At 63.6% G+C, this 20152-nt stretch carries 19 protein-coding genes; 6 read left to right on the top strand and 13 right to left on the bottom strand.

Features of this window, described 5'->3' with window-relative positions; translation table 11 throughout:
• Positions 1-1224 carry a diaminopropionate ammonia-lyase gene (locus tag FXN65_RS14325; RefSeq protein WP_151133823.1) on the bottom strand — a complete coding sequence of 408 codons (1224 nt, stop codon included), beginning with the start codon at positions 1222-1224 and terminating at the stop codon, positions 1-3.
• Between the two features lie 35 nt (positions 1225-1259).
• Complete coding sequence (locus FXN65_RS14320) at positions 1260-2507, bottom strand: Zn-dependent hydrolase (protein ID WP_151133822.1); 1248 nt, start codon at positions 2505-2507, stop codon at positions 1260-1262.
• Between the two features lie 144 nt (positions 2508-2651).
• On the opposite strand from FXN65_RS14320, the gene FXN65_RS14315 reads away from it, so the two are divergent.
• A complete protein-coding gene (locus tag FXN65_RS14315; RefSeq protein ID WP_151133821.1) occupies positions 2652-3128 on the top strand; it encodes an Lrp/AsnC family transcriptional regulator in 477 nt (158 codons plus the stop codon).
• Between the two features lie 19 nt (positions 3129-3147).
• Here the strand turns inward: FXN65_RS14315 and FXN65_RS14310 are convergent, their stop codons facing one another.
• From FXN65_RS14310 to FXN65_RS14295, 4 genes are all read right to left on the bottom strand, one after another.
• Entirely contained in the window at positions 3148-3993 is an 846-nt protein-coding gene (locus tag FXN65_RS14310) for an alpha/beta fold hydrolase (protein ID WP_151133820.1), read from the bottom strand.
• A 217-nt stretch (positions 3994-4210) separates the two neighbouring features.
• Positions 4211-5563, bottom strand: coding sequence for a Na+/H+ antiporter NhaA (gene nhaA / locus FXN65_RS14305; protein ID WP_178119336.1), 1353 nt, complete (start codon positions 5561-5563; stop codon positions 4211-4213).
• Between the two features lie 219 nt (positions 5564-5782).
• Positions 5783-6262 carry a GNAT family N-acetyltransferase gene (locus tag FXN65_RS14300; RefSeq protein WP_151138822.1) on the bottom strand — a complete coding sequence of 160 codons (480 nt, stop codon included), beginning with the start codon at positions 6260-6262 and terminating at the stop codon, positions 5783-5785.
• 368 nt (positions 6263-6630) lie between these two features.
• Positions 6631-7887: an OprD family porin gene (locus tag FXN65_RS14295; RefSeq protein ID WP_151133819.1), complete on the bottom strand. Its 1257-nt coding sequence runs from the start codon at positions 7885-7887 to the stop codon at positions 6631-6633.
• Positions 7888-8862: 975 nt separating this feature from the next.
• Here FXN65_RS14295 and FXN65_RS14290 point away from each other — a divergent pair.
• The 4 genes from FXN65_RS14290 (at position 8863) to FXN65_RS14275 (ending at position 12645) form a co-directional block, all read left to right on the top strand.
• Entirely contained in the window at positions 8863-10362 is a 1500-nt protein-coding gene (locus tag FXN65_RS14290) for a sensor domain-containing diguanylate cyclase (RefSeq protein WP_151133818.1), read from the top strand.
• Positions 10363-10364: 2 nt separating this feature from the next.
• The gene (locus FXN65_RS14285; protein ID WP_151133817.1) at positions 10365-11039 is read left to right on the top strand and encodes a nitroreductase; all 675 of its coding nucleotides are present in this window, start codon (positions 10365-10367) and stop codon (positions 11037-11039) included.
• A gap of 125 nt (positions 11040-11164) precedes the next feature.
• The gene (locus FXN65_RS14280; protein ID WP_151133816.1) at positions 11165-11866 is read left to right on the top strand and encodes an ArsR/SmtB family transcription factor; all 702 of its coding nucleotides are present in this window, start codon (positions 11165-11167) and stop codon (positions 11864-11866) included.
• A gap of 20 nt (positions 11867-11886) precedes the next feature.
• A complete protein-coding gene (locus FXN65_RS14275) occupies positions 11887-12645 on the top strand; it encodes a DUF429 domain-containing protein (RefSeq protein WP_151133815.1) in 759 nt (252 codons plus the stop codon).
• Positions 12646-12687: 42 nt separating this feature from the next.
• Here the strand turns inward: FXN65_RS14275 and FXN65_RS14270 are convergent, their stop codons facing one another.
• From FXN65_RS14270 to FXN65_RS14260, 3 genes are all read right to left on the bottom strand, one after another.
• Positions 12688-13665, bottom strand: a complete 978-nt coding sequence (locus FXN65_RS14270) for an alpha/beta fold hydrolase (RefSeq protein WP_212632314.1) — start codon at positions 13663-13665, stop codon at positions 12688-12690.
• 184 nt (positions 13666-13849) lie between these two features.
• Positions 13850-14086, bottom strand: a complete 237-nt coding sequence (locus FXN65_RS14265; RefSeq protein WP_151133814.1) for a DUF2798 domain-containing protein — start codon at positions 14084-14086, stop codon at positions 13850-13852.
• A 60-nt stretch (positions 14087-14146) separates the two neighbouring features.
• Positions 14147-14860: a cysteine hydrolase gene (locus tag FXN65_RS14260; RefSeq protein ID WP_151133813.1), complete on the bottom strand. Its 714-nt coding sequence runs from the start codon at positions 14858-14860 to the stop codon at positions 14147-14149.
• 149 nt (positions 14861-15009) lie between these two features.
• Here FXN65_RS14260 and FXN65_RS14255 point away from each other — a divergent pair, with 149 nt between their 5' ends.
• Positions 15010-15870, top strand: coding sequence for an AraC family transcriptional regulator (locus tag FXN65_RS14255; RefSeq protein ID WP_151133812.1), 861 nt, complete (start codon positions 15010-15012; stop codon positions 15868-15870).
• Positions 15871-15913: 43 nt separating this feature from the next.
• Here the strand turns inward: FXN65_RS14255 and FXN65_RS14250 are convergent, their stop codons facing one another.
• From FXN65_RS14250 to FXN65_RS14235, 4 genes are all read right to left on the bottom strand, one after another.
• Positions 15914-17500, bottom strand: coding sequence for a DHA2 family efflux MFS transporter permease subunit (locus tag FXN65_RS14250; RefSeq protein ID WP_394351302.1), 1587 nt, complete (start codon positions 17498-17500; stop codon positions 15914-15916).
• Between the two features lie 2 nt (positions 17501-17502).
• Complete coding sequence (locus tag FXN65_RS14245; RefSeq protein WP_151133810.1) at positions 17503-18600, bottom strand: HlyD family secretion protein; 1098 nt, start codon at positions 18598-18600, stop codon at positions 17503-17505.
• A gap of 90 nt (positions 18601-18690) precedes the next feature.
• Complete coding sequence (locus FXN65_RS14240) at positions 18691-19104, bottom strand: cupin domain-containing protein (protein WP_151133809.1); 414 nt, start codon at positions 19102-19104, stop codon at positions 18691-18693.
• Between the two features lie 97 nt (positions 19105-19201).
• Positions 19202-19951 (bottom strand): SDR family oxidoreductase, encoded by a 750-nt coding sequence (locus FXN65_RS14235; protein WP_151133808.1) that lies wholly within the window; start codon positions 19949-19951, stop codon positions 19202-19204.
• Between the last annotated feature and the right edge of the window lie 201 nt (positions 19952-20152).

Genomic DNA, 20152 nt, shown 5'->3' with positions numbered 1-20152 from the left:
TCAGCGCGCCCCCAGCCAGGCGCGCTGACGCTCCTGCACCGCGCTGGCCGCCTCGCCCACCAGCTCGGCATACAGCGACGGTGCGGTGGCGCCCTCGGTGCTTATCAGCAGCACGCGGGATCGTCCATCGAAGCCCAGTTCGGCAGCCTTGCCGGGGGATTCCAGCAGTCGCAATAGACCCGCCAGTCCCGCCACGGCGGACTCGCCGGCCACCAACGGCAGGTCGTTTGCACTGCCTCTGGCCAGCCGGCGCATGGCGTCGACGGCCTCCTGGTCCTCGATGGTCATGAAGGCATCGATGCCGCCTTCGAGGAACTTCCACGCGAGCGGCGAGGCTTGTCCGCAGGCCAGCCCGGCCATCACCGAATCCACCGGGCCACTGGCCTTCGTCGCGTGTCCCACCAGGGCGCTCTGGTAGAGGCAGTCGGCCTGGCGAGGCTCGACCACGATCATGGTCGGCCGGGCTGCGCCGTAGCGCTCCCACAGATAGCTGGCAATCCCGGCAGCCAGTCCACCGACGCCGCCCTGAAGGAAAACGTGGCTGAAGGGGCAGTCGCCATCGCTCGCATCCAGTGCTTCGAGCGTCTCGGCGGCGATGATCCCGTAGCCCTGCATCACATCGCGGGGGATCGCTTCGTAGCCCTCATAGGACGTGTCCGAAACCACCGTCCAGCCATTTTCCTGCGCCAGACTGGCGGCCTCGTGGACCGAGTCGTCGTAGTTGCCGCGGATGCGGACGATTCGTGCGCCATAGGCGGCAATCGCCTGCTCGCGTTCTTCACTGACGTGGGCATGGAGGACGATCACGCAGCGGCAGCCGACGCTCTGCGCCGCAGCCGCCAGGGCCCGGCCATGGTTGCCGTCGGTGGCGCTGATCACGGTGAAGCCGGCCAGATCCCGGGCATGCTTGCCAGCGAGCAGGGCACCGGGCTCGAAACCTCGATCCGGGAAGCGCGCGAGGATCAGACGCAGCAGTGCAACGGGGGCGCCCAGCACCTTGAAGCTGGCAAGCGGCGAACGCACGGATTCGTCCTTGATCAGCACCTTGCCCAGACCCAGTTCGGCAGCCAGGTCGGGCATCCCCAACAACGGCGTGACCGGTCGCTCGAAACGGTTCCAGGTGGACAGCCAGGCCCGGCTTTCGGCGGCTTGCTGCATGTTCATGACAGTGCGCAGGGCTTCGGGATAGGGGCGGCGCGCGGCCTTGGGATTGACGATCAGCATCTGGGGCTCCGAAGGATTGCAGGCGGGCAGGGTGGTCAGGACCGGGCGAGGCGCTGGCAAACGACGTCGAGAAGCACCTCGGCGCCGGTCAACAGGAGTTCGTCGCTGGTGTGCTCGCGCGGGTTGTGGCTGACGCCGCCCTGGCTGGGCACGAAGATCATGGCGGCCGGCGCGATGCGCGCGATCATCTGGGCATCGTGGCCGGCGCCCGAAGTCATGCGTCGGTGGCTGAACCCGAGACGGTTGGCCGAGGCCGCGATTGCGCTGGCCAGGTCGCTATCGAAGATCACCGGCTCGAAGCGCACCAGTCGTTCGCTGTGGATCTCGACGCCTTCGGTTTCGGCCAGGTGCGCAAGGGCGTCGGCGAGGCGTTTCTCGGCGGCCTGCAGGCGGGCTTCGTCGGGATCGCGCAGGTCGACGGTGAAGACTGCCTTGCGCGGAATCACGTTGATCAGGTTTGGCTCAAGGCGAAGGCACCCGACGGTGGCCAGGGTGCCGTCGACTGCGATCTCGCGCAGGTGGGTAATCGCAGCGGCGGCGACTGAACCCGCGTCGTGGCGCAAGTGCATCGGCGTAGTGCCGGCATGGTTTGCGCTGCCCTTGACCGTCACCTGTTGCCAGGAGATGCCCTGGAGATTCTCCACCACGCCGATCTGCACGCCTTCGACTTCGAGCACCGGCCCCTGTTCGATATGCAGCTCCAGGTACTCGTGGGGAACCAGTGCGCCGGGCTCCAGGTCGCCGGCGTAACCGATGCGGACCAGCTCATCGCCCAGGCGGGTGCCGTCGGTGCCCAGGGTCTCCAGCGCCGCGTCGACGTTCAGGCCGCCGGCATGCACCAGCGAACCCATCATGTCCGGCTGGTAGCGCACGCCTTCTTCATTGGTGAACGCTGCCACCGTGATCGGGCGGGTTGGACGGACGCCCGCCTCGCGAAACGCCCGCACCACGGCAAGCCCGGCCAGCACGCCGTAGCAGCCGTCCAGCGCACCGGCGTTGGCCACGCTGTCGATGTGCGAGCCGATCATCAAGGGCGCCTGCTGGTCGCCGTCGGCGCGCAAGGTGCCGAAGATGTTGCCGATCCGGTCGATTCGTATTTCCAGGTCCAGCGCCTCCATCCAACGAAGCAGCTGGTCGCGGCCCGCCTTGTCGGCATCGGTCAGCGCGATGCGGGTGCGGCCGTCCTGTTCCGGCTCCGCGCCTATTTCGCCCAGCAGTCGGATCTGCAGCAGCAGGGCCTGGCCATCGAGAGGCAGGGCGGTGGAAGGGGAGAGCTGACTCATCAGGAGGACTCCAGCGGGGCAGAATGATCGACTGCGTAATAATATTTCCCGGATGCTGTAAGAAGTTCTCTCCATCGTGGGAAATTGCGTGCTTTTGTTCCGCAATCACCCCCTCACGAACAATTTCTTTGCGAGCCACCGCCCATGAGCCTGGATGCCTTCGACCTCAAGCTGATCCACTACGTCCAACAGGACGCCAGCCTGTCCCAGGCGGAGTTGGGTAACCGGGTGAATCTGTCCTCGGCTGCGGTCAATCGTCGGCTGAAGCGGCTGGGTGACGAGGGGGTCATTCGCAAGACGGTGGCGCTGGTCGATCCGCAGCAACTGGGCCATGCGCTGACCATCATCACCGAGGTGGAAGTGGAGAGCGAACGGCTCGACCTGCTGGACGCGATGAAACGCAGTTTCCTCGCCTGTCCGCAGGTGCAGCAGTGTTACTACGTCGCGGGCGAGTTCGATTTCGTGCTGGTCCTGGCCTGCAGGAGCATGGAGCAGTACACCGAACTGACCCGGCAGCTGTTCTTCGAGAGCAACAACGTCAAGCGCTTCCGCACCCTGGTGTCGATGAGCAACGTGAAAGTGGGGCTGGAGGTGCCGGTCGAACTCGCCACCGACGCCTGACACCCCACGGCGGAATCGATCAGCCGGCCACGAAGGCCGCGATGTGCCGGGCGCTGGCCTGTGGGTACTGCATGTGCGGCCCGTGGCCCGTACTCGGCAGGGTCACCAGGTGCAGAGTGGGCAGGGCGCGGTTGAGCGCATACCAGTTCTCCACCGGGAAGACGATGTCGTGGTCCCCTCCGAGGTGCAGGACCGGCGTGCGGGTGGTGCGCAAGGCATCCAGCGCCGGTTGCAGGGGGAACATCGGGTTGCGCGGACCCTCTCCCAGCTGTTGGCCGGCCCATTCATGGGGCACCTCCGGACAGCGGCCTTCCTGGCGCGTGGCAATGCGCTCGGCACAGAGGGCGGCGGCTTCGCGGCTGGCGGTCGACGACGGCTCGAAGAAGAGTTTCACGAAGTCCTCGAAGTCGTTCTCCCGGCCGGCCAGCTCATAGAACAGCGGCTCGCCGGTCTGCACCAGCTGGCCGGGCGGGGTGGTGCCGATCAGCACCAGGTGGCTGACCAGTTGCGGCGCCTGCAACATGGCCACCTGAGCGGCGATGCCACCCAGGGACCAGCCACCCAGCACGACTTTGCTGAGCCCAAGCGCGGCGATCAGTTCGAGCGTGTCGCGGGCCAGCGAAGCGGGGTCGTAGGTGCGCGTCCCGCCGGAGAGGCCCAGCCCGCTGTAGTCGAACACGTGCACCTTGAACCCGAGCTCGGCGAGCTCGTCGAGAAAGGCCGGGTCCCATGAATCCATCACGCCGCGAAAGCGCAGGCACAGGACCATCGGCGTCCCATCCCCGATCACGCGGTAGGCCAGGCGGCGGCCATTGCATTCGACGAACTGGTTGGGGACCTGGCTGGCGGACAGGGCGCTCGGCATGGGGATGCTCCTTCCTGGCATTGGGGGCGCGGGAACAAGGTTCGCGGTAATGCCGTCATCGCGGTCCGCGACCGCAACACAGGAGGGCAAAGGGCACCTGCCCCCAGTGCACGCATGCAATGCCGGCAACCATGCAGGGTAGTCCAGGCACCCGGACAAGGCCGGAGAGAACGCAGCCGCCAATCGGGTTGGCGGCCTGTTCAGCGCATGGAGGGACTTAGCGGTGTTTAGTTCGGGCGACCAGCACGCGGCCGTAGAGCAGCCCGATCACGCCAGCCACTACCGAAGCCACCAGCACGCCCAGCTTGGCGGCGCTCAGCAGGTCCTGCTGGCTGAAGGCGAGGTTGGCGATGAAGATCGACATGGTGAACCCGATGCCCGCCAGGCAGCCGATCAGTCCCATCCAGGCCCAGGTCATGCCCGGCGGCAGGCTGCACCAGCCCATGCGCACCATCAGCCAGCTGCTGGAGAGAACGCCCAGCGGCTTGCCCAGCACCAGGGCCAGGGCGGCGCCGGAGAACACCATCATGGATGCGCCGTCACCGAGGTTGACGCCATCGAGGCTCACACCGGCGTTGGCCAGGGCGAACAGCGGCATCACCAGGTAGGCGACCCAGGGGTGCAGCGCCATCTGCACGCGCATCACCGGGGGCAGCAGTTCGCGCTGGGCGTGACGAAGCTGCTTGATGGGCTCCATGAGCTCACTGGCGCCGCTGTCGGCAGCCTGCTTGCGCTCGGCAAATTCACTGATGGCCTGCGAGGCGGTCTGCAAGGGAGGCGTCATCACCTTGACCGCGCGGACGGGCGTCATCAGACCCAGTACCACGCCCGCCAGGGTCGGGTGGGCGCCGGTCTTCAGCAGGCCGAGCCAGAGCAACGCACCGGGCAGCACGTAGGCATAGGCGGAACCGATGCCGATGTGCTGCAGGCCAAGCACCAGCAGGACGCCGGCGCCGGCGATGGCAAAACCCAGCGGGTCGAGGCCGCCGGAATAGAACAGTGCAATGATCAGCACCGCGACAATGTCGTCGATGATGGCCAGGGCCAGCAGGAAGACGCGCACCGACGCGGGCACGGAGCGGCCCAGCAAGGCCAGAACGCCAACGGCGAAGGCGATATCCGTGGCGGTCGGTACCGCCCAGCCCTGGCGCAATCCTTCGGCGTTGTTGAGGGTGAGATAGAGCAGCGCCGGTACCAGCACGCCGCCGAATGCGGCGACCATCGGCAGGGCGGCAAGCTTGAGATTGGCCAGCGCGCCTTCGTGTATCTCCCGGCGGATTTCCATGCCGACCACCAGGAAAAACACCGTCATCAGGGCGTCGTTGATCCAGAAATGCAGGGAGTTCGAGACGACGAAATCACCGATGCCGAACGAAAGCGGCATGTGCCAGAGGTGCTCGTAGCTGCTGGCGTAGGGCGAGTTGGCCCAGATCAGCGCAGCGGCAGCCGCGATCAGCAGGACGATGCCGCTGACGGCTTCGATGTGGAGGAATTTCTCGAACGCGGAGAATGCCTTGTCGGCAATACGCTGCGCAGCCGGCAGCGCCTTTGGGGAAGGGGCTTGGTTCATGGTCGCTAATACTCAGCAGCTTGTGCGGCGGCCCGACCAACACATGAAACCTGTCGGGCCGCATGAGCAACCCGACACCCGGCGCGTAAAGTACAGCGCCTTTTCCGATTTGACCAGCCGCTTTTTCCCTGCCGCTGAACCTCGGGCGTTCCAGAAACGTGGTGGCGTCCTGGTTCAAATCTCCAGGCCGTGGATCAGCTGCGCGGCTTCCCGCGGGTCTCACCGGCCGCTGAATCTCAGCTCTCGGGCCTGGCGCTGCATCCGCAGGTTCGCCACTGCATCGATGGAGCACATGCGCTTGCAACCGTTGTCGTGTGCCGAGTCGATGAGGTGGCGCAGCAGGACCTCGCCCAAGCCCGGTTCATCCCAACCGTCGGCAAGGGTCACCGCAAATTCGCACACGCCCGCATCTTCCGCAGCGGCGTAGCGGCTGATGCCGATCTCGACCAACTCGCCGTCCCGATATACCAGGGCGACATAAGCCATCTTGGTCTTGTAATCGACCTTCATCCGGTGGTCGAGCAAGGTCGGACTGACTTCCTTGATCGTGCAGAAGAAGTGACGGGTTTCGGGGGAGAGACTGCGGATGAATTCCACCTCGCGTTCCCGGTCTTCCGGACGCAGGGGGCGGACCAGGACATGGCTGCCGTCCTTCAGGGATTCGACCCAATGCTCACAGGCGAGTGCATCATGAGACAGTGGGAGCCGACGAAATGAAGGTTTCTCAGCGCTGGCACGTCGCTGCGATTGCGGCAGATCAACGCGAGGATGCTGGATCGCGCGCAGGTTGATGGTATCAGCGTGAAGTCTGAAGAGGGCACAGCCATGGCCAGGATCACTCCCATTCGCCCCGATTCGGCGGTGCCGCCGAAACCCACCGGCCTGCGAGGCTGGATTGCACGATTGCGCAACTGGCTCGATCGGTTGGTCTACCAGCTGATCCGGGTGCCGTCGCGGCGAGCGCGTGGCCCCGTGGAAGGGAAGGCTGGCAAGGCGAGCGGCAGGCGCTAGGCGAGCCCGCCCGGCGAATGAGAGATCGCACCGGCGAGCCGGCGCGACCTTGCGCATCAGAGGATGCTGAGGGGGTACTCGATGAAGGCGCGCACTTCGTTGAGGTCCGGCCCCACCTGGTTGTCGGCGCGGTAGATGGAGTTGCGCAGCTTGAAGGACAGGTCCTTGGCCGCGCCGTCCTGCACCACGTACTTGAACTGGTTGAACAGCTCCCGCTCGGTGCCATCGTTCTCGCCGCCGGCGACGATGTCCGTGCCGCGCACGTAGGCGACCTTGTAGGTCAGGCCCGGTACGCCGTAGGCGCCGAAGTCCAGCTCGTAACTGGCCTGCCAGGACTGCTCGTCTTCCAGGTTGAAGTCGGAGTAGTAGGAGTTGGCCACGTAGATGGTGCTGCCGCCGTCGCCGAAGTCGTAGGCGTAGCCGGCGTCGCCGGTGTTGCGCTGGTGGGCGACGATGAAGGCGTGGGCGCCGATGCTGTACTTGGCCGCCAGGCTCCACAGGGTGTTCCGGTCGTCCTGGCCATCGCCACCGAAGGCCAGGGCGGCCACGGAGCCGTCGTCGTATCTGGTGCGGTAGATGTTGAAGTCGAAGTTCAGCGCCTGCAGTTCATTGAACGGGATGTTGTAGTTCAGGTTGGCGTAGTACTTCCGGAACATGTCTTCCACGTCGGAGTGGTACAGCGTCACGCTGAAATCGTCGGTGACGGCGTAGCTGCCGCCGACCACGTCGATGCTCTTCAGGTGGTTGGGGTCGCGCGCCGGGTCGCCCATGGGGCTGTCGCCGGTGAAGCGGCCGACGTTAAGTTCCAGCCCCTCGATTTCCTTGCTGGTGAGCAGGGTGCCGGTGAAGGCCTGGGGCAGCAGGCGGCTGTCGTCATGGGCCAGCACGGGCAGGCTGGGGAACTGGTTGCCGTATTTCAGTACGGTGTTGGAGACGCGCAGTTTCACCGCCGCACCGGCTTCGGAGAGGTCATCCACCGGGTGGCCGTTGCTGTCGGTGTCGAAGAAGGCGCTGTAGTTGCGGCCGCGACCGCTGTCCAGTTTCACGCTGAGCAAACCGTAGGCGTCGACGCCGAACCCAATGGTGCCCTGGGTGAAGCCGGACTCGAAGGTGCCGATGAAGCCCTGGCCCCAGGTCTTGGCGTCGGCGGCGCCGTCCTTGAAATCACGGTTGAAGTAGGCGTTGCGCAGCAGCAGGGTAGCGCTGGCATCTTCGACGAAACCCTTGGATTCGGACTGCTCGCTGGCGAGGGCGGGCAGGCTGATGGCGGCGCAAACCGCCAGCGCCAGGGCGCTCAGGGGATTGAGTTGCATCACGGGTGCTCCTGATGGTCGTTTTGTTGGTATTGGGAAGGCAGGAAGGAGGGAACTATCGATGGCCGCGAGCCTTGATGCTCAACGGTGCGATAGACAAATCCATTCATATCATTAGTTGTTGTGGATGCCGGCTGTACCGGCGCGATGCGCGCAAACAGTTACCACGACGAATTCAAACTAGAAAACTGTAAGTGTCAATTTCAAATATCAATGAGATCAATATTCAAGAAATCTGCCTGTCGTTACTCTGTGCTGGATGAGGCATGAAATCGCCAACCAACTCCGCCGGATGGCAGATGTTTCATCGAGTTACTCTCTGACTTGGGCCACCTCTTGGGAGGTGGCCTTTTTTTGTTTCCTGAAGTTGCATGGCAGTAATAATTGCGGAATATTCTGGCGGCCATGAATAGCCTTTAAGTCATTGTGAAGTGAGTTGGCATGGCGGGCTGATCGGCGTACTAGAGGGGTTTCTTTGTTTTGCCAAGGGGTTTCTTCAGGAATTGTCAAGAGTTCTTTTGGTCGATCTTTCGGGCGGGCTAGCAGTTCAAGGAAAAGAAACACATGTATTGATGTTGATAGTCGCTATCGAGGCGTTTGATTTTGGTAGTGGGGTGAAATGGGTAAACTTGCTCCCGATGAAGATTTTTGCTGAGTGCACTTCCTCGCCTCCCCCAGGAATTGCATTCGGCGCCTCCGCTTCATCAATCCTTTGGTTTTTATTCATGGCCGCCTTGCCCCAAGGCGGCCATTTTTTTATTCGGCGTCTGAATCAAGGGTTGGAGCTTCTGCCGCACCTGGGGCACGGGTGTCCCATCGGCCAATGCGTCTTGTGCCCGGCACAGTAGAATTCGCGGCAGCCCTGATCACCGGTCCAGGACGGACCGGTTCACGGGAAGGGGGATGTAGATCCGTCGCGCCTTCAACGCGGCGGGACCTGCAGTCCGGAAACTGGACTTTCCGCGTGGTGCCTGGATGAAGCGTGATATCCGCCTGGCCGTACTCTTGCTGTCCGTTGTTTGCCTGTCGCTGTCACTGGCCACCGCCTGGCAGGTCTGGTCGGCACGTGAGCGCACGCTGGCCGAAATCGACACCAACAACCTCAACCTGGCGCAAACGCTGGATACCTACGCTGATGGCATCATCACCCAGAGTGCAATGCTGCTCCTCGGCGTGATCGAACGCCTGGAGGCCGAAGGCAGCGGCCCGGCCCATCTGCAACGCCTGCAGCATTTGACCGAACGCCAGGAAAGCTGGCTGGACCAGCTCAACGGCCTGGTCATCTACGACGCGCATGGCAATTGGCTGATGTCTTCCTCCGGCCACATACCGGAAGGGGCCAACAGCGCCGACCGCGCCTTCTTCATCCATCACCGGGATGATCCTTCCCCGGACATCTTCATCGGTCCGCCAATCAAGAGCCGCTCCACCGGGGACTGGGTGCTCACCGTGAGCCGGCGCTTTGACGATCACGAGGGCCGCTTCGCCGGAGTCGTCGCCGTGGCCCTGGGCATCGAGAGTTTCCTGCGCCTGTTCGGAAAGATCGATGTCGGCGAGCAGGGCACCATCAGCCTGAGCACCACCGGCGGACAATTGCTGGTCCGTTATCCCTACCGCGAGGAGGACGTTGGCCACGATTTCTCCCGCTCGCCGAATTTCCGTCGTTATTTCTCCGGCGTTGCGTCGGGCACCGCCTCCTTCAGGTCGGGACTCGACGGCACGGAGCGAATCTATGCCTTCCGCAAGAGCGATCGCTATCCGCTGGTGACCACCGTGGCGCTGGGCAAGGACGAAGCACTGCGGACCTGGAAGAACCAGGCCTGGCTGACCATAGGCGTGGTCCTGGCCCTGCTGGCGATCATCGTCACCATCGGCCGTTTGCTGATCCTCGACATCAAGCGCCGCATCGACGCGGAAGCCTCGCTGGTGTCCACCCGCGAGGATCTGCTGGTGGCCAACCACCAACTGGAAATACTGGCCGCCCAGGACCAGCTCACCGGTTTGGCCAACCGGCGCTGTTTCGACGAGAGACTCGCGGCCGAATCCAGGCGCGCCGGGCGCGATGGCATGCCGCTGTCGCTGCTGCTCATCGATATCGACCATTTCAAGGGGTACAACGATACCTACGGCCATATCGCCGGCGATGAATGCCTTCGCGCCTTTGGCGAGCAGTTGCAGCAGTGCGTGAAGCGTTCCGGGAATCTGGTGGCGCGCTACGGGGGCGAGGAACTGGCCGTGATTCTGCCAAACACCGACGCATCGGGCGCCCTGAGCGTCGCCGAGCATATGCTCGAACGCATCAATGCGCTGGGCATCGGGCACAGCACCAGCCCTTTTGGCCGCGTCACCGCCAGCATCGGCACCGCCACCGTGCACGGCGCCCAGGCAGCGGGACGGGAACTGGAACTGATCGAAAGCGCCGACCGGGCCCTCTATCGGGCCAAGGCGGCAGGACGCAATCGCGTGGAGACCTGAGCATGTCCGTAGCTGAACTTCTGAAGAAACGTATCTCCGTCCGCGCGTTCAGCGACGCGCCCGTCACCGCGCAACAGGTCAGGGATCTGTTGGAAACCGCGCGCTGGTCACCCTCGGGAGGCAACCTGCAGCCGTGGAAGGTGATTGCAGTGAGCGGTGCGGAGAAGCTCGCCGTGGAACGGCTGGCGGTGGAAGCCCTGCTGAAGAATCCCGAGGGCGAAGCGGGGGAGCACCTGATCTACCCGCAAGCGCTGGCCGAGCCCTATCGCTCCCGACGTTACAAGATCGGCGAAGAGCTGTACGGGTTGATGGGCATTCCCCGTGAAGACAAGGCCGCGCGGATGCGCGCACTGGCGCGCAACTACCAGTTCTTCGGTGCGCCGGTGGGTCTGTTCTTCGTCATCGACCGTGCCATGGGCCACGGCCAGTGGGCCCACATGGGGATGTTCATGCAGTCGCTGGCACTGGCCGCGGAAGAGCAGGGGCTGTCGACCTGCATGCAGGAAGCCTGGGCGATGGTCCGGGAAAGCCTGCACCGGCATTTCGAACTGCCGGAGCACGAGCTGCTCTACTGCGGCATGGCCCTGGGATACGCAGACCGCTCGGCGGCGGTGAACAGCCTGCGCTCCGAACGCGCTCCGGTGGAGGAGTTCGCCGTGCTCAGGGGGTTCGAGTAGGTAGTTGCTTCCTGGCTGACGATCACTTCTGCCAAATAAGGATGACGCCATATCCGGCACTCTCCTTGGGGTTCGAGCCCGATTATGATGCTGCCGACAACCGACACTTCGGGGAGGGCCGAATCATGGATGCAGATACCGCCGACAACCATCTCGCCGCTCTGGCCGGCGCCATCGCTGACCCCGCGCGCTCACGGATGCTCTGCAGCCTCCTCGACGGTCACGCGCGTACTGCCACGGAACTCGCCGCCGTTGCCGACATCGGCGCCTCCACCGCCAGCGGCCATTTCACCCGCCTGCTGGAACAGGGGCTGGTGGAACTCCACGTGCAGGGCCGCCACCGTTACTACCGCCTGGCCAACCCGCAAGTGGCCCAGGCTCTGGAAAGCCTGCTGCAACTGGCCGGAGTGCCCGCAGCGGCGTTCCAGCCTTCGACGCCTTCGGTGCTGCGCCTTGCGCGCACCTGCTACGACCATTGCGCCGGCGAAGTCGCCGTGCAGGTGCACGACGCCTTGCTGCACGCCAACTGGATCGAAGCCGAAGGCCGCGACTACCGCGTCACCGAAACCGGCAGCGATGCCCTGGAACGCCTGGGCATCGACATCGACGCGGTGAACCGCCAGCGCCGCCGCCTGGCCTATCCCTGCATGGACTGGAGCGAGCGCAGGCCCCATATCGGCGGCGCACTGGGTGCCGCCTTGCTGGAGCTGATGCTCAAACGCGGCTGGGTGACTCGCCACCTGGATTCTAGAGCCTTGAGCGTGACGGACAAGGGCTTGTCGAGCCTGTCGAAAAGCTTCGGGTTGGCCGGTAAGTCCGGGGCCTAAGGGCGGGAAAGGGGAAAGGCATGGCTTCTGATACTTCGGCCCCGGTGTTCATCGGCTGGGATGTCGGCGGATGGAACTGCGACAAGAACCCGAGCAGCCGCGATGCCCTGGTTGCGCTCGATAGCCAGCGGAATCTCCTGGGTCGCCCATGGCGAGGCAATCTGCGTCGTCCCATCAACCAGTCTGCCGATACAGGTGGCTTCATTTCCCGGCTGCTGGGCCTTTGCGGGCTGGACGCCAATCGCTTCGAATCGGCACCCGTAGTGCTGGCCATCGACACGCCGCTGGGCTTTTCTCAGGGTTTCATCGACCTGGTGGTGAATGCTCAGGCGGCTGACACGATCGAGGGATCATCGGAAAACCCGTACCTGTTCCGCCGCACCGAGCGTTTCCTTTTCGAGCGTGGGCTAAGCCCGTTATCTGCACTGAAAGACATGATCGGCAGCCAGGCCACCAAGGGGATGCATGTGCTGGCGCGTTTCGCACCACAGATCGAAACCTGCGGGGTCTGGACGGATCAAAACCGCCTGCGCGCCATCGAGGCCTATCCCAGCGCCTGCAAGCGCTCTGGCACGATGGCGGATTTGCATGTGCGATACGGCATGGGGAAATCATCTGACGCGGAACGGCCAGAAGGCTTCCACCACGCAGATGAGTTCGATGCACTGACCTGCGCGTTGATTGCATGGCTCTTTCACTTTCAACCCGAGAAGCTCGTCCAGCCCACCCCGGAAACTCCCACGAGGGAAGGCTGGATCTTTGTTCCGGCAGATGGCTGAAGATTCGCCGTCGGCCATCAGCACGCCCTCACAAACGACCATTCAGCGAAAGGCAGCGCGGACTTCGTTCACCGTCTGCTGCGGGGTCTGCAGGTGCGGGTAGTGCCCTGTGCCGGGAAGCAGTTGGAGCGGGGCGTTGATCTTTTGAGCCAACTCGATGCCCATCTCCTTCTTGATGTAGAAGTCCCACTCTCCCCAGATCACCTTGACCGGCGTCTTCAGCTTGCGCAGATCGGCCTCGAATGCGTTCTGATCGCGAGTGAAGTGAGAGTAATAGTGGTAGAACGCATCGGCTGACGTCAGGGTCCCGTTTTGCCAGCCGCGGGCCATGTCTGCCTGGAACTCGGGAGACAGGGTGTAGCTGGATGACGGCGGCAAGCCTCGCGTGAAGGCGTTTGCGAGGATTTCATCCCGCGACTTGTTGAACGCCTCCCGAACCTTTTGCGCTGACTTCGGATCTTTCAGGCCTTGCAGGCGTTCCTGCATGTACTGCGGGCGATTGAAGGGAGCGAAATCCCCAACGATGATCGATTTCGCGATAGCGGGATCATCGATGGCCGCGAGCAACGCGGGCAAGGCCCCGATATCGGTGGCGTAGATCACCAGGTTTCGCTTGTCGATGCCGGCGCGTTCGATATAACCCTTCAGCACCTTTGCGTAATCGGCAGGCGCGTAGGCGAACTTGTCAGGGGAAGGGCGTGTCGATTCCCCGTATCCCGGCCAGTCGAACGCGTGGACTTCATAATCGGCCGCAAGCGTCAGGGCGATACTGTTCCAGGCGTACAGCGTCTCGGGAAAACCATGCAGGAGCAGTACCGTGCCCGTGGGATGGTCGCTGCGCACAACCATCCTCCTGAGCTGTATGTCGGGATTGAGGTTCACATGGCTGATTTCGGGGACGGGTTTCGTCTCCGCTGCGGCGCAAACGCCTCCTGCAACGAGTGCCATGCCCAGGGCGGCAACAACACTGACGGCGCGAACGAAGGAACGTGAATGGTGAGCGTTATGTTGCCTGGTCATGTCTTTCACCTCTGAGGCACCTGGCAGGTGCACCGTGCTGGGGCGTGCCGGTCACCCCGGGCCCATGCAGGATTGAAAGAAAGAGATGTATCTCCCATATGGCAACGGACGGCGGGAAATGTATCAGCCTGTACCGATCCGACCCGGATGGCCGATAGAACGCGGAGCCAGGGTCCAATCCGCTTCAAACCAGATCGTCCTGGACGAATACACCTGTCAGACGCCTGACCCAGGGCGTGGCCAGAAGGACGATGGGTAGCATGGTGAGCCAGGACAGCAGCCAACTGTTCATCCAGTAAGACAGCAGCGCGGCGAAGGGCAGGTTCATAGGACTGGCGATGGCTGCGGCTACGGCGCAGGTGATCGCTGATTGGATGACGCCCGCGGCGTGTTGGCGATAGCGGTAGGAAATCTTGCGCATCTGAACAGGCTCTCGATGAAGGACCGCGCCACAGACGGCGCGGCCCTGCTGCATTGGCATTCAATGGCCTTTCAGGTGTTCCAGGGTTTCCGCCGTGGTCCACAGCGCATTGGCGATGTAGCGGTAGTTGATCAGCGCGGCGAGGTAACCGTCGCCTTCCGGCGTCGTGGGGCCGGCAGTCGCGTCGCGCACCACGGCCACTTCGAAACCCTGCTCCAGCAGCTCTCGCAGATGCGATTCCACGCACAGGTTCGCCGCCATCCCGGCCAGGATGATCTGGGATACGCCGTGCTTGCGCAGTTGCAGCGCCAGATCGTTGGTCTCCGGTCCATACACCTTGTGCGGGGAGGCGATGATGGTCTTGCCGTCGAGGATGTACGGCTTGTACTCGGGCATGAAATCGGCACCGGAGTTCTCGAAGCCTTCGAGGGTCAGCGGTCCCTTGCGGTCGAACATGCAGATGCTGTGCATGACCTTCTCCAGCGGACCGCCAAACTGCCACTCGTGGTCGCACGGATAGTAGTAATGCGGGGAAACGGCGACGGTGATACCGGCTTCCTTCGCGGCAGCGAAGAGTTGGCCGATGTGCTTGACGGTATCGTGCTCGGTGATGCTCTTGCCGAACACACTCCAGCTCACGCCCTCGGGGCTGAGGAAGTCGATCTGCGGGTCGATGACCACCAGTGCAGCCTTGGCAAGGTCGAGCTGCATGCCCGGATCGGGCAAGGCAGGCTCAGTGGGGTCGGTGTAGAGGGAATTGGTCTCAGGGCTCATGACGGGACTCCGGTCGGCGGTAGGGCACTTCGTTTTCGCCGTGGCGGGCTGGGGGGCTCGTGGTTACCATCGGCGACGGTTGAATCCTAATTCCGCGTCGAAACGGGCTTTTGCCAGGACGTACCAAATCTTTTGCGGGTTGTCCCTTTATGGATGTTCTCTCCGAATTCTTCGAACGCACCAAGCTTCAGGGCCGGCTGTTCTTCGCAGGACCAGTGGAAGGGACGCTGGTGCTGGACAAGCCGGAAGACATGGCGTTCATCCATGTCATCCAGCGCGGTCGCATCGATATGGTCCAGCCCGGGGTGCCGAAGATCTCGATCAGCGAGCCCGCGGTGCTGTTCTGTCCAAGCAGTTGCCGTTACCAGTTGCGTTCCAGCTCCGAGCAACCTGCGGAGCTGATTTGCGCCTCCTTCCTGTTCGGCCGGAACTCCCCTGGGCCGCTGCACCTCGGGCTACAGGAAACCCTGGTGTTTGCGCTCGACACGCTGGAGCCGCTGGCTCCGGTGATGGGCTCGCTGGTAACCGAATTCCAGGGACGGGCCCCGGGCCGCTCGAAGGCCTTGAACCTGTTGTTCGAGTACCTGTTCGTGCTGCTGGTCAGGCGTGCGGTGGAAGAGGGGCGAATTTCCAGCGGCTTGCTGTTCGCCCTGCAGGACGGACGCTTGGCAGCCGTGCTCAGCCGAATCCACGACGAGCCTGAGGCGCCCTGGTGCGTCGAGGAACTGGCGCGCCTGGCGAATATGTCCAGGTCCAGGTTTTCGGCCCACTTCACCGGGATCATGGGCACTTCCCCAATGGGCTACGTCACCCAGTGGCGCATGAAGGTCGCCCAGGACCTGCTGCGTGAGGGCGTGCCGATCAAGGTGATCGCTTCTGCGGTCGGTTACAGCTCCCAGGCGTCGTTCTCCCGGGTCTTCACCAGTGTGGTGGGGTGTCCGCCTGCGGAGTGGGTCAAGCGTGCGTCCAGCAGCGAGCCGGCCCTTATCACGGCGAGGGTGCGCGGCTAAGGGCGTGCGGTGCGATTCAATGCATCGCCCAAGAGATGCTGACTCACGCGCGTCCTCGCGCAGCCCGGCGTTTCGCGTGTTTCGAGAGCCCTATCTTGATGCCGACCAGCACGGGTGCGGCGAAAACGAATAGCAGGGCGACTGCGTTGAATGCAGTGTCGAAGGCAATCACGGTGGACTGGCCTGTCACCAACTGGCCCAGGAGGCTCGTCGCTGCGCGGCCGGCGGCCACGGCATCCATCCCTTTCGCCGCGAGCATGGCTGTGGTGGTCGTGAGCCGTTCGATGACGGGCGTCCCCCCGACGGTGACGTTGGCGCCGAGGACCACGCCATTGGCGGCGACGTGATGCTCGATCAATGTCTGGAGTGCCGCGACGCCCATCAGACCGCCCAGCTGGCGGCCCGTATTGAACAAGCCGATACCGGCGGCAAGGTTTCGGCTGTTGAGCTTGCTGAATGCGATCAGCGTGATCGACAGGAACAGGAAGCCAAGGCCCATGCCGCGCAACAGGATGGCCGACATCATTTCGGCCGTATCGCTTTCGTCGGTGGAGCCGGACAGCATCCACATCGCCGTCATGATCATCAGGATGCCAAAGGGCACGGTGGCCACCGGGGGCACGCGGCGGGCCTGCATGAGAAAGGCGGCGAACAGGAGCGCGCCGATGAAAAGCGCGCCGCTGGGCAACAGCAACAGGCCGGCATCGGTAGGGGTGAATGCGAGAACGGACAGGGCGAACGCGGGAATCAGGAACGCGCTGCCGAACAATGCGCCACCCGCCACGAAACTGACGACGAAGGCGAAGGTGAAGTCTTCCGATTCGAACAGGGTGAAGTCGAGCAGGCCTCGGCCCTTGGCGAGCACTTGTTGGCCGAGGAAGGCCAGCAGGGCGACCAGGCCGGACAAGGTCAGCCAGAGAATGTGGGGCTCTTCGTACCAGTCCCAGCGGCTGCCCTGGCTGAGGACGTAGGTGAAACAGAGAATCACGGTGGCGAGCAGCGCTGATCCGAGCCAATCAAAGGGCCTCCGCCGCGCCTTGGCGGGCTCCGGGCTGTCTGCAATGAGCAAAAGGCCGACGGATGCCAGGGCAAGCGGAACGGTGCTGAGGAAGATCCAGGTCCAGGACTGGCTGTCGATCAACCACCCCTGCAGGGCCGGAGCGAAGGTGGCGGACGCAACGACGGCGCCCATGGCGAACAAGGCCTGCAGGAGTGGCTGCTGATGCCGGGGATAGGCGAAGAAGATGAGCGTCTGCCCTGCGACCAGCAGGGTGCCGCCGGCGAAGCCCTGAATGATGCGAAGCCCGATCAGCAGGTCCAACCGGGTGGTGATGGCGGCCAATGCGCATGCCAGCCCCATGACCAGGGTTGCGCCGATGACCGCATTGCGCGGCGAAAAACGACTCAGCAGCCAGGGGGCGGTCATGAACCCCATGAGCTTCAGCCCGGTGTATCCGATATCCAGCCAGGCGAACTCATCCGGCGTTGCGTAGGTGTCGCCGATGATGTCGCTTCGTCCCAGGGCGAGCACGGTGCTGGCCAGGGCCTCCGTCAAGGTGGCAAGCACTACGCCTGCAAGCACGAGGATGCTGGTCCGGGCTTCTACGCGGCACGAAAGGGGGGCGACCATGGTCATGAGCCTGTCCCCCCTTCGATATGGACCCGTGCGGACAGGCCCGGCACGATACGGCCCGGCAGCGGATTGTGGACGAAGCGGATCTTCACCGGAACCCGCTGCACGACGCGGACGAAGTTGCCGGTGGCGTTGTCGGTGGGGAGCAGGGTGAATGCCGAGCCGCTGCCGGGCGCGAAGCTGTCGACTACCCCTTCGAGCGCCCCGTCCGGGTACCCGTCGATGCTGATGCGCACGCTCTGGCCGGGCTGAATGTGTTCGAGTTGGGTTTCCTTGAAGTTCGCGACCACCCACAGGTCGTCAACCGGGACGATATCGAGCAGGGAAACGCCGGGCGTGACGAAGCGGCCAACGCGGACCTGGCGGTTGCCGACGACGCCATCGACAGGTGCGCGAACAACGGTGCTGTCGAGGTCGATCCGGGCGATTTCGAGGGCTGCCTCGGCCTGCGCCACAGCAGCAACGGCGGCTTCCCGCTGCGCCACGAGGACGGCGATGCGTTGATGCTGGGCTTCTAGCGTCGCGGAAGCGGCCGATACCGCCGCCTCGGACCTGAAGCGTGCCGAATCGCTTTCATCGACCAGCGCCTGGCTGACCGCGTTGCTGCGGATGAGCTTGTGGTTGCGGTCGTGGGTCTTGATCGCCAGGTTCATCTCGGCCACGGCCGAGCGTTTCTGGGCTTCGGCTTGCCGAATCAGGGCCCGCTGAAGCTGCGTCTCCGCCTCGACATTGGTCAGGCGCGCCTCGGCCGCCTTGACGTTGGCCACGGCTTGCGCGAGCCGCGCCCGGTAGTCCCGATCGTCGATGCGGAAGAGGACATCACCTGCCTTGACGGCCTGGTTGTCCTGGATTTCGACCCGGGTGACATAGCCACTGACCTTGGCGGCGAGGGAGGTGACGTCGCCACGGACGTAGGCGTTGTCGGTTGAACTCGCGCCACTGGAAAACGCCGTGATCGATCCGGCGGCCACGACCAGGATGGCGCTTGCAAGCAGCAGCAAGCCGACCACCTTTTTCCTGTTTGGCCGCGCCGCTGCGACACCGGTCCTGGAGCTTTCGCCGGTTGTGCTGGCGACCTTGCCCTCGAGCGCTTTCATTTTCTCGTTACCTGTTGAATGCCGACGCTCCCAGCAGCCCCGGGAGCAAACACCCCCGGGCTGCCGAGAATCGATCTGCGCGTTGATCGGTTATTTCCTGGCCGGTGTGACGAGCTCCTTCTCGTTGCTGTCGAGGACGAACACGGCCAGCAGGCGTGCCGGTTCCGTGTCACTGGCGTTCGCACTTACGCCGTGAAAGGAGCCGGGTTCTTCGACGAAGTTTTCTCCGGCCTTGTAGACCTTTTCCGGGGAGCCGTTGACGCTGCTGCGAATGGCGCCCTCAAGGACCGTTGCATAGATGAAGGCCGACTTCGGATGGGTGTGGGCCGGTGACCCCGCGCCGGGCCCGTACTCCACGAGTACGCCGCGCATGCTCTTGCCGGGAACGTTCGGGATGGGGCGATCGAATACCACTGTCACCTTGCCCGGAGGCCGGTCACCGGCAGACGCTGAGGTGATCGAGAGCGCTGCAAAGGCAGCGGCCAGAAAAGCTTTTGCGAACATGACAATTCTCCTGCGCGTGCATGTGTCGTGAAGGCGCGACCTGCACGGGTCTACGCCTTCCTGATTTGTTTCCGGGTGCGACTTGTCCTTGCGAGCTTCAGGCCACTGACTTGGCGAGCCAGTCCTCGAAATGGATCGCGCCGAGGCGCGGGTTCCTGCCAGGGGTCAGCGATTGATCGTCGAGCAGAGCGCCGAAATAGCGGGCATGCACGTCCGGCACGACCCTGCGCGTGTCTTGGGTTCCGCGCAGGAAACGCCGGATAAGTTCGTCAGTGGGCATGGCCTCGGGGCCGGCGACTTCGAGCGTGCCATTGACCGGCGCTTCGAGGGTGACCTCGGTGAGGGCCGCCGCTACGTCATCGGACGCTATCGGCTGGATCAGTGCCGGCGACACATGCAGCTCGGAGCCGACGACGAAGGACTGGGCAATACCGCTGACGAATTCGAAGAATTGAGTGGCGCGCAGGATGGTGTAAGGGATGCTGGACGCCTTGATGAGATTTTCCTGGGCAACCTTGGCCCGGAAGTAGCCGCTTTCGGGAAGCCGTTCGCTGCCGACGATAGACAGTGCGACGTGATGGCGGACGCCGGCGGCGGCTTCGGCTGCCAGCAGGTTGCGGGTGGAGGTTTCAAAGAAGTCGAGAACTGCCTGGTCTTCCCATACCGGGGCATTGGCCACGTCGACGACGATCTCTGCGCCATCCATCGCCTGGGCCAGGCCCTCGCGGGTGATGCTGTTCACGCCCGTGTTGGGGGAGGCCGCGAGCACGTCATGGCCGCGCTCGCGGAGGTTCTTCACAAGTTTCGAGCCGATGAGGCCGGTGCCTCCGATGACGACGATCTTCATGGTTTCTCTCCGCTTCTACCGACGGCAACCGTTGCCGTCTGTGTAGAGGGAGAGTGCGCGCGTGCTTCAGGGAAGTCCTTGTGCAGGCCTTGAGTTGTCCTTCTGGGAAGCTTGGTTTTTCGTCCAGGGACGTCCTTGTCGTGGACGGTACAGCCAGTTACTCGCTGCCGTGTTATCTATATCAGCTTCCAATCGCCAGCC

This window comes from Pseudomonas lalkuanensis, assembly GCF_008807375.1.
Lineage (GTDB): Bacteria > Pseudomonadota > Gammaproteobacteria > Pseudomonadales > Pseudomonadaceae > Metapseudomonas > Metapseudomonas lalkuanensis.
The sequence above is the reverse complement of the archived record's forward strand: the minus strand, read 5'-3'. Positions and strand labels throughout refer to the sequence as shown.